The following is an 8122-nucleotide window of genomic DNA, read 5'->3' as shown; positions in this document are numbered from 1 at the left end:
CGCCGGCACCGTAGTACGCCGTCGGGTCGCCACCAGACCTGTAGCCGCCGTTCCCGTTACGCGAGCCGCCGCCAGCCGAGCCGTTGCCCGCTGCGCCGCCCGCTGCGCCGCCGGGGGCGCCGCTGGCCGTCAGGCCGCTGGCCGCCGACCCGTGCGGCGGCGAGCCCGGGGCGTTCTCCCAGCCCTTGCCGTCGGCCCAGTAGCTGTATCCAGGGGTGCCAGAATCGGAGCCGCCGCTGCGTCGCGGCCGGATAGCGCTGGTCGTGCCAGTCTCGTAGTCCGAGTCGATGCTCGGGTCCCGCCAGAACCCGTCCTGACCCCAGCCTTCCGGCTCGGGGTACTTGTCCGCGTCAGCTCCCCGCCCCCTAGCGGGTCGTTCTGACCCGTTAAAGTCGTTGCTACTCACACGTCCTCGCTGTGGCTGTGAGCGAGCCTGGTGGCCCGTTCTGGCGATCCCACACGTTACATGCTGGGACGACTTGTCCCGGCTAGTTCCGCGCAAGCCTTCTCGCGACATAAGCGCGGCGTAAGCGGAACCCGTCCGCCTCGTCACTAGCCCTGCGATTACTGGCCGCTCCGTGCGCGGCGCCCTCGCCTCGCGGGGGGCTCACCGGTACCTAGGACGTAGGACGTGGCTAGGTGGTTCCAGCCACAACTTTGGCAGACCTCGACGACATAGACCCTGAATTCGCCGTATTCGGCGGCCATCTCCGTCAATTCAGGGCCCCGCTTGACCCGCCCCGCGTACTGCCCGAGTTCGTCTCCGTACACATACGTGACGTGGGTGAGGTTGGTCTTCCGGCAGATCGGGCAGCGGTTCTCGGTCGGCTCGCCGTGGTGCTTGGCCGCGCGCAGCAGGTACGGATGCGCGTCGCAGACGTCGGTCACCGTCGTGTTGCCCGCGTACACGGACGCGAGTGTCGCGCGCCGGGCGAGCCCGTAATCCACAACGGATCGACGTGAGGCCATGTCCCACAGGGTACGTCGGCCGCCCCGGCGTAGCCGAGTCCAGACCTCGTTATGGGCGAGTGAACTCCCGGGCGCCCGAGTGAACAGCAGGTTGCCAGCCGGGGAACGGTTGCGTATGCTGTGGATCGCCCGTCTCGATATATCGAACCGAGATATCGGGTAGAGATATCGTGAAGATACATAGAAACCGTACGTATGCGGGGGGATGCCGTGGGCCGCAACCGGACTGGCGTGCTGGAGTTCGCCGTGCTTGGGCTGCTGTACCGAACGCCGATGCACGGCTACGAGCTCAGCAAGCAGCTGAACATGCTGCTCGGCACGTTCCGGGCGCTCTCTTACGGCACGCTGTACCCCTGCCTGAACAAGCTGTACGCCGAGGGCCTGATCGCCAGGGAAGGCGACGAGCCCGCCGGGGCGCCCCGGGTGCCCGGTGCGCTGGGCCCACCCAGGCCGGCCCGCGGGAACGGCCGACCGCCGGGCAGGTCGAAGATCGTCTACCGGCTGACCGCGGAGGGCAAGGAGCGGCTGCAGGACCAGCTCGCTGACGCCGGCCCCGCCGCCTGGGAGGACGACGAGTTCGGTGTTCACTTCGCGTTCTTCGGCCAGACCAGGGCGGACATCCGGCTGCGGATCCTAGAAGGCAGGCGCAGCCGCCTGGAGGACCGGGTGGAAGGGGTGCGGGCGGCACTCGCGCGGACCAGGGAGCGGGTGGACAGCTACACGCTCGAACTGCAACGGCACGGGCTCGAGTCCGTGGAGCGCGAGGTGCGGTGGCTCAACGAGCTGATCGCCTCGGAACGGCAGTCGGAACAGTCGGAAGCGAGCAACCCCGGCAGCGGACCCTACCCGCCGGCGGGTCAGATCGATACAGATCGCGGAAGCGAGAAGGAGTCATCCTGATGGGTAAAGTGCGCGTCGCCATCGTGGGGGTAGGCAACTGCGCGAGTTCGCTCGTCCAGGGCCTTGAGTACTACAAGGACGCCGACGACGCGGCTCGCGTGCCGGGCCTCATGCATGTGCGGTTCGGCGACTACCACGTGTCTGACGTGGAGGTGGTCGCGGCCTTCGACGTGGACGCCAAGAAGGTTGGCCGTGACCTCGCCGAGGCGATCTTCGCGAGCGAGAACAACACGATCAAGTTCGCCGAAGTGCCGCCGACCGGCGTGACCGTACAGCGCGGCCACACCTTCGACGGTCTCGGCGAGTACTACCGCGAGATCATCACCGAGTCTGACGAGCCAGCCGCTGACGTGGTCGCAGCGCTACGCGAGGCGCGGGCCGACGTGCTCGTGTCGTACCTGCCGGTCGGCTCGGAGCAGGCCGACCGCTTCTACGCGCAGTGCGCGATCGACGCCAAGGTCGCGTTCGTGAACGCGCTGCCGGTGTTCATCGCGTCCGACCCGGTATGGGCGGCCAAGTTCGCCGAGGCCGGCGTCCCGATCATCGGTGACGACATCAAGTCCCAGGTCGGCGCCACCATCACGCACCGGGTGCTGGCGAAGCTGTTCGAGGACCGCGGCGTGGAGCTGATGCGCACCTACCAGCTCAACTTCGGCGGCAACATGGACTTCATGAACATGCTGGAGCGCAAGCGCCTGCAGTCCAAGAAGATCTCCAAGACCCAGGCGGTGACCTCTCAGATCCCGCACGAGATGGGGAAGGCGGACGTGCACATCGGCCCGTCCGACCACGTGCCGTGGCTCGACGACCGCAAGTTCGCCTACGTCCGCCTTGAGGGCAAGTCCTTCGGCGACGTGCCGCTGAACCTCGAGTACAAGCTCGAAGTCTGGGACTCGCCGAACTCGGCCGGCGTCATCATCGACGCGATCCGCGCCGCCAAGATCGCCAAGGACCGCGGCATCGGCGGCCCGGTGATCTCCGCGAGCTCCTACTTCATGAAGTCGCCGCCGGAGCAGTTCGGCGACGACGTATGCCGCGACCTCGTGGAGAAGTTCATCCGCGGCGAGATCGACCGCTAGCGGTACAACGGCGCAATGGCCCGTACAGCCGGTAAGTACCGGCTGTACGGGCCATTTACCTGTCGGTAGCCCGCACTAAGCTGAACGGGTGCCTGTCGGGGCAGAACCAGGGAGCGCGGAAGGCGCTCCCGCCAGCACGCCACAGCGGCGGTCGTCGCTCATCGGCGACCTCAGGATCGTGCTGGCCGAACGTGACTTCAGGAAGCTGTTCAACACCCGGCTCGTCTCGCAGACCGGGGACGGAGTCCTCACCGCCGGGGTTGGCACGTACGTGTTCTTCAACGCGAGCACGTTCCCGAGTCCCACGGCGGGCGCCGCCGCGTTCGCGGTGCTTTACCTGCCGTACTCGCTGATCGGGCCGTTCGCCGGGGTGTTCATCGACCGCTGGTCGCGGCGCCAGATCCTGGTCTGGTCGGCGCTGATCCGCGCGGTGTTCGTGGTGGCCACGGCCGCCGTGATGGCCGCGGGCAATCGCGGCGTACCGCTGTACATCGCGGTGCTCGCCGTGCTCGGCGTCAACAGGTTCTTCCTCTCCTCGCTGAGCGCCGCCCTCCCTCACGTGGTGGCCGAAGATAAGCTGGTCATGGCCAACTCGGTCTCCCCGACAGTCGGCGGCATCATGAGCTCGATCGGGGGCATTCTCGCGTTCGGGCTGAATACGGTCACCGGCGACACCGAGCGAGGCGCCGCGGTGACCGTGCTTGTCGCCGGCGGCTGTTACGTCGCCGCGGGCCTGGTCGCGACGACCATGCAGAGGGACCTACTGGGCCCGGACAGAACGACCTGGCAGCCCGCGCGGCTCGGGGAGGAACTCGCCCGGGTAGCGGCCGGGTTGGTCGACGGCGCCCGCTACGTGCTGCGGCAGCGCCAAGCGCGCGCCGCGCTTGGCGCCATCGGCGGGTTCGGCTTGCTGTTCGGGCCGGTGTTCCTGCTGGCGATCATCCTCTACAGGAACTACTTCTACCCGTCGCACGCCACGACCGCGGCGTCCCATGTCGCCGTGCTCGCGGCGGCCTCGGCGGTCGGCTACGCCTGCGCGGCGCTCGTCACGCCGCCCGCGACGAAGCGCGTGTCCAAACAGGCCTGGATCGCGCTGATGCTGCTGCTCTCCGCCGTAGTGACCGGCCTGCTCGGTGAGACGTTCAACCAGATCGCCTACCTGGCGGTCGGATTCCTCTTGTACCTCGCGAGGCAGGCGATGGCGATCTCCGCGACCACCATCATCCAGGAGGACGTCGAGGACACCTACCGTGGCCGGGTGTTCTCCTTCTACGACATGATGGGCAACGTAACCTACGTGGCGGGTGCCGCGCTGTTCGCCGCGTTCATGCCGGCCAACGGCAAGTCCCCGGCGATCGTCGCCATCGCTGCCGTCGGCTTCGCGCTCGTCGCGGCCGCCTACTGGCTGTCGGCCGGCGGCTCGAGCCCTTCGGCTTCCGCCCAGCGCAGCAGTTCCTGAGTGACCCGCTCCCGGCCGAGCTCGCCCTGCTCGAGCCGCAGCTCGAGCAGGTAATCCCGTGCCTTCCCCACCAGCGGACCGGGCGGAAGCTCCAGGATGCGCATGATCTCGGTGCCGTCGAGCTCAGGCCTGATCTTGTCGAGCTCCTCCCGCTCGCGAAGCTCCTCGATACGCGCCTCGAGCGCGTCATACGAGGCCGCGAGCCGCGCGGCCTTGCGCGCGTTCCTCGTGGTGCAATCGGCCCTGGTCAGCACGTGCAGCCGGCTCAGCAGCGGCCCGGCGTCCCGCACGTAGCGGCGCACCGCCGAGTCGGTCCACTCGCCCTCGCCGTATCCGTGGAACCGCAGGTGCAGCTCGACCAGCCGGGACACCTCGGCGACGACCTCCTTGCCGAACCGCAGCTCGGTCAGCCGCTTGCGGGCCATCTTCGCCCCGACCACCTCGTGGTGGTGGAACGCGACCTTCCCGCCAGGCAGCAGCGTCCGCGTCTTCGGCTTGCCGATGTCGTGCAGGATCGCGGCGAGCCGGAGCACGAGGTCGCGCGACAGCCCGTACCGCGGCTCCAGTTCGATCGCCTGCCGCAGCACGGTGAGCGAATGCTCGTAGACGTCCTTGTGGTGGTGGTGCTCGTCCACCTCCATGCGCAGTGCGGGCAGCTCAGGCAGCACCTGATCGGCCACCGAGGTGCGCACCAGCAGGTCGATGCCGTACGCCGGGTTGTCCGTCAGCATCAGCTTGGTCAGCTCGTCGGTGATCCGCTCCGCGGAGACGATGGACAGCCGCGACGCCTGGGAACGCATCGCCGCCTGCACGTCATCCGCGACCGTGAACCCGAGCCGCGCCGCGAACCGCGCCGCTCGCAGCATCCGCAGCGGGTCGTCGGAGAACGAGTCCTCCGGCCGTCCTGGCGTGCGGATCATCCGCTCCTGCAGCGCGGCGAGCCCGCCGAACGGGTCGACCAGCTCGTACGACGGTAGCCGGGCGGCCATCGCGTTGATCGTGAAGTCGCGCCGGACCAGATCCTCCTCGAGCGACGTGCCGTACTTCACGTCGGGCTTGCGCGACCGCGGCCCGTACGACTCGCTGCGGTAGGTGGTGATCTCGAAGATGTCGTCGTCCTTGCGCAGGCCGATGGTGCCGAAATCGATCCCCACCGTCCACGTCTTGTCGGCCCACTCGCCGACGATCTCGAGCACCTGCTCAGGCACCGCGTCGGTGGTCATGTCGAAGTCGCCCGCTGGGTGGCCGCCGAGGAACACGTCGCGCACGGACCCTCCGACGAGCGCCAGCTCGTGCCCGGCGCGCGCGAACAGCTCGCCAAGCTCCGCCGCGGCGGGCGTCTGCGATCGCAGCAGCGCCGCGGCAGCCTTGCGCTGGTCCGCGCTGAGCGGGGGGACGGCGGAAGTGGGGTCTGACACGGGCATCGAGGGTCTAGCCCATTCCTTTCCGGCAAACGGCCATAGCATGCAAAGCGTGCGTACCGTCGTTCGTACCCTGATCGCTGTCTTCCTCGCCACCGCCGCGCCGGTTCTCGCCGCGCCAGCGGTGCGGGCTCATGCCCAGGAAGTTCAACAGCAGTCATTCCGAACGAACTCGGCCGGCTCCGGACAGCTCACCATTTCCGTCGACGGGGTAAGCCCGAGCTACGCCACGCCCACCGCGACGATCACCGTGCGCGGCACGGTGACCAACGATACCGGCTCTCCCGTCACCGGCGTCCAGGTGCAGTTGCTGAGCTCGTCAGTGTATTTCCAGACCCGCTCAGAGATGGACAGCTACACCGCCGGGCACGACACGCTCCTTTACCTGGCGCCGGAGGGAACCTCCGTCACGCTGCCGGGCACGCTGCACTCCGGCAAGACCGCGCGGTGGTCCGCGTCGTTCACCGCGGCGTCGGTCGGCTATTCCCAGTTCGGCGTATACCCGCTGGCGGCGCAGACGGACTACCCCGACGGCGCGCCGCCCGCCATCGACCGCACCCTGCTGCCTTACTGGCCGGGGAACGGCGTCGCGAAACCGCTGCCGCTGAACGTGGCGTGGATCTGGCCGCTCATCGCCGCGCCGCAGCAGGGGATGTGCGGGGCGACGCTGGCTACGAACACGCTGGCCGGCAGCCTTGCCGCCGGGGGCAGGCTCGGCACGCTGCTCGACGTCGGCCAGCAGTGGGCGGCGCAGGACGACCTGACCTGGGCGGTCGACCCGGCGCTGCTGTCGGACGTCAACGTGATGACCAGCAAGTACGCCGTCGGCGGCAGCTCCACCTGCTCTGACAGGCGATACGAGCAGCCAAGCGTCACGGCCGCGCAATGGCTGTCACTGCTGCGCGCTTCGACCGCGACCGAGCCGATGCTCTTCACGCCGTACGCCGACGCGGACGTCGCCGCGCTGACCAGGGCGGGCCTGGAGCAGATCACGCGCACGGCGTACCACGTCGGTGAGTCGGTGGCGGCCAGGCTCTTGCCCCGCCAGGCGTCGGTCTCGGTCGCCTGGCCGGCCGACGGCGCGGCGAATGCCAGCACGCTCACCAGCCTCGCACACGACGGCGGGGCCTCCACGGTCGTGCTGAACAGCGGTCAGCTGCCCTCCAGCGACAGGCCGTACGACAACGCCCTTAACGCGACCAAAGCCGGAGACGGCACCACCATGGGGGTGCTGCTCGCCGACTCGGGGATCACCGGCCTGCTCGGGTCGGTGTCGGCGAGCTCGTCGGCCAGGGCGCGGTTCGACACGGCGCAGGACTTCCTCGCGGACACCGCGATGATCCTCGCCGAGGCGCCGTACTCGCAGCGGTCTCTCGTGATCGCCCCGCCGCGGCACTGGAGCCCGTCCGCGGCGGAGGCGGGGGCGCTGCTGTCGATGACCTACTCCGCGCCGTGGCTGCACAAGACCGGCCTGTCCAGCCTCGCCGCGGCCGCCGCGCGCCTGTCCGCCAGGGCGAAGGTGCCGGCCAGGACGCCTAGCGGCGCGCTGAGCGCCGGATACACCGACCAGGTCGCCGCGGCAGACGCGAGCGCCGCGCTGTACAAGGACCTGCTGTACCGGCCAGGCCCGAACGTGCTGAACTCGGTCGACGCGGCGGTGGCCGCGACCACCTCCGTCGCCTGGCGCGGCGCGGGGGCGGCCGGCGGCGAGCGGGCGCTGATCAACCTCAGTGACAACCTGAACGCGAAAGAGCAGAAGGTATCGATCATCACCGGGAAGAAGATCCTGCTCGCCGGGACGTCGGGGACCACTCCCGTGTCGGTGCAGAACCTGCTTCCCGTGGAGGTGCAGGTACGGGTGGTGGCCACGCCCTCGGCCGGCAGCCAGCTCTCGGTCAGCAAGTTCGCGGACCTGATCCAGGTGCCGGCGGGGCAGACCGGTACAGTCCGGGTCCCGCTGCATTCCAGCGCCATCACCACCACCACGATGCAGCTACAGTTGCAGACTGAGGACGGGTCGTCGCTGACTTGGACGGCGCAGTCGCTGAGCGTCCAGGCGACGCGGTACGGACGGGCGCTGCTCGTGCTCATCGCCGCGGCGCTCGGTGTGCTCGTGCTGACGTCTGTGGCGCGGTGGATCCGTCGGTGGCTGAACGACGGCAGGAACGGCACCAAGGCTGACGGCAGATCTGGAGGGACCGGATGAGCAGGCCGACGCGGCCCCCCGGGCCGCCGCCTGACGAGGATCCGCAGCTCCCTCCTCCGCCGCCGCAGGGGCGCCCGCAGCCTCGGTT

The 8122-nt window shown here is 69.1% G+C and carries 7 protein-coding genes; 4 read left to right on the top strand and 3 right to left on the bottom strand.

Going from position 1 to position 8122, the window contains the following annotated elements; genetic code table 11:
- Both WA805_RS20265 and WA805_RS20260 read right to left on the bottom strand, forming a co-directional pair.
- The coding region (locus WA805_RS20265) for a hypothetical protein (protein WP_425243108.1) at positions 1 to 406 on the bottom strand (406 nt) is incomplete at its 3' end.
- 158 nt (positions 407 to 564) lie between these two features.
- A complete protein-coding gene (locus WA805_RS20260) occupies positions 565 to 969 on the bottom strand; it encodes a DUF5318 family protein (RefSeq protein WP_424560009.1) in 405 nt (134 codons plus the stop codon).
- Between the two features lie 210 nt (positions 970 to 1179).
- On the opposite strand from WA805_RS20260, the gene WA805_RS20255 reads away from it, so the two are divergent.
- The 3 genes from WA805_RS20255 to WA805_RS20245 all read left to right on the top strand — a co-directional run bounded on the left by WA805_RS20255 (position 1180) and on the right by WA805_RS20245 (position 4407).
- On the top strand, positions 1180 to 1869 hold the full coding sequence (locus WA805_RS20255) for a helix-turn-helix transcriptional regulator (RefSeq protein WP_422290967.1): 690 nt from the start codon (positions 1180 to 1182) through the stop codon (positions 1867 to 1869).
- The gene (locus WA805_RS20250) at positions 1869 to 2948 is read left to right on the top strand and encodes an inositol-3-phosphate synthase (protein WP_422279846.1); all 1080 of its coding nucleotides are present in this window, start codon (positions 1869 to 1871) and stop codon (positions 2946 to 2948) included. The genes WA805_RS20255 and WA805_RS20250 overlap by 1 nt, the downstream gene beginning before the upstream one ends.
- A gap of 88 nt (positions 2949 to 3036) precedes the next feature.
- The gene (locus WA805_RS20245) at positions 3037 to 4407 is read left to right on the top strand and encodes an MFS transporter (RefSeq protein ID WP_422279844.1); all 1371 of its coding nucleotides are present in this window, start codon (positions 3037 to 3039) and stop codon (positions 4405 to 4407) included.
- Here the strand turns inward: WA805_RS20245 and WA805_RS20240 are convergent.
- Positions 4347 to 5831, bottom strand: a complete 1485-nt coding sequence (locus tag WA805_RS20240) for a CCA tRNA nucleotidyltransferase (RefSeq protein ID WP_422290966.1) — start codon at positions 5829 to 5831, stop codon at positions 4347 to 4349. The two genes, WA805_RS20245 and WA805_RS20240, sit on opposite strands and share 61 nt — an antisense overlap.
- A 49-nt stretch (positions 5832 to 5880) precedes the next feature.
- Here WA805_RS20240 and WA805_RS20235 point away from each other — a divergent pair, with 49 nt between their 5' ends.
- On the top strand, positions 5881 to 8034 hold the full coding sequence (locus tag WA805_RS20235; protein WP_425243107.1) for a DUF6049 family protein: 2154 nt from the start codon (positions 5881 to 5883) through the stop codon (positions 8032 to 8034).
- Positions 8035 to 8122 lie beyond the last annotated feature (88 nt).

The sequence above is a fragment of the Trebonia sp. genome, from assembly GCF_049794275.1.
Lineage (GTDB): Bacteria > Actinomycetota > Actinomycetes > Streptosporangiales > Streptosporangiaceae > Trebonia.
The sequence above is the reverse complement of the archived record's forward strand: the minus strand, read 5'-3'. Positions and strand labels throughout refer to the sequence as shown.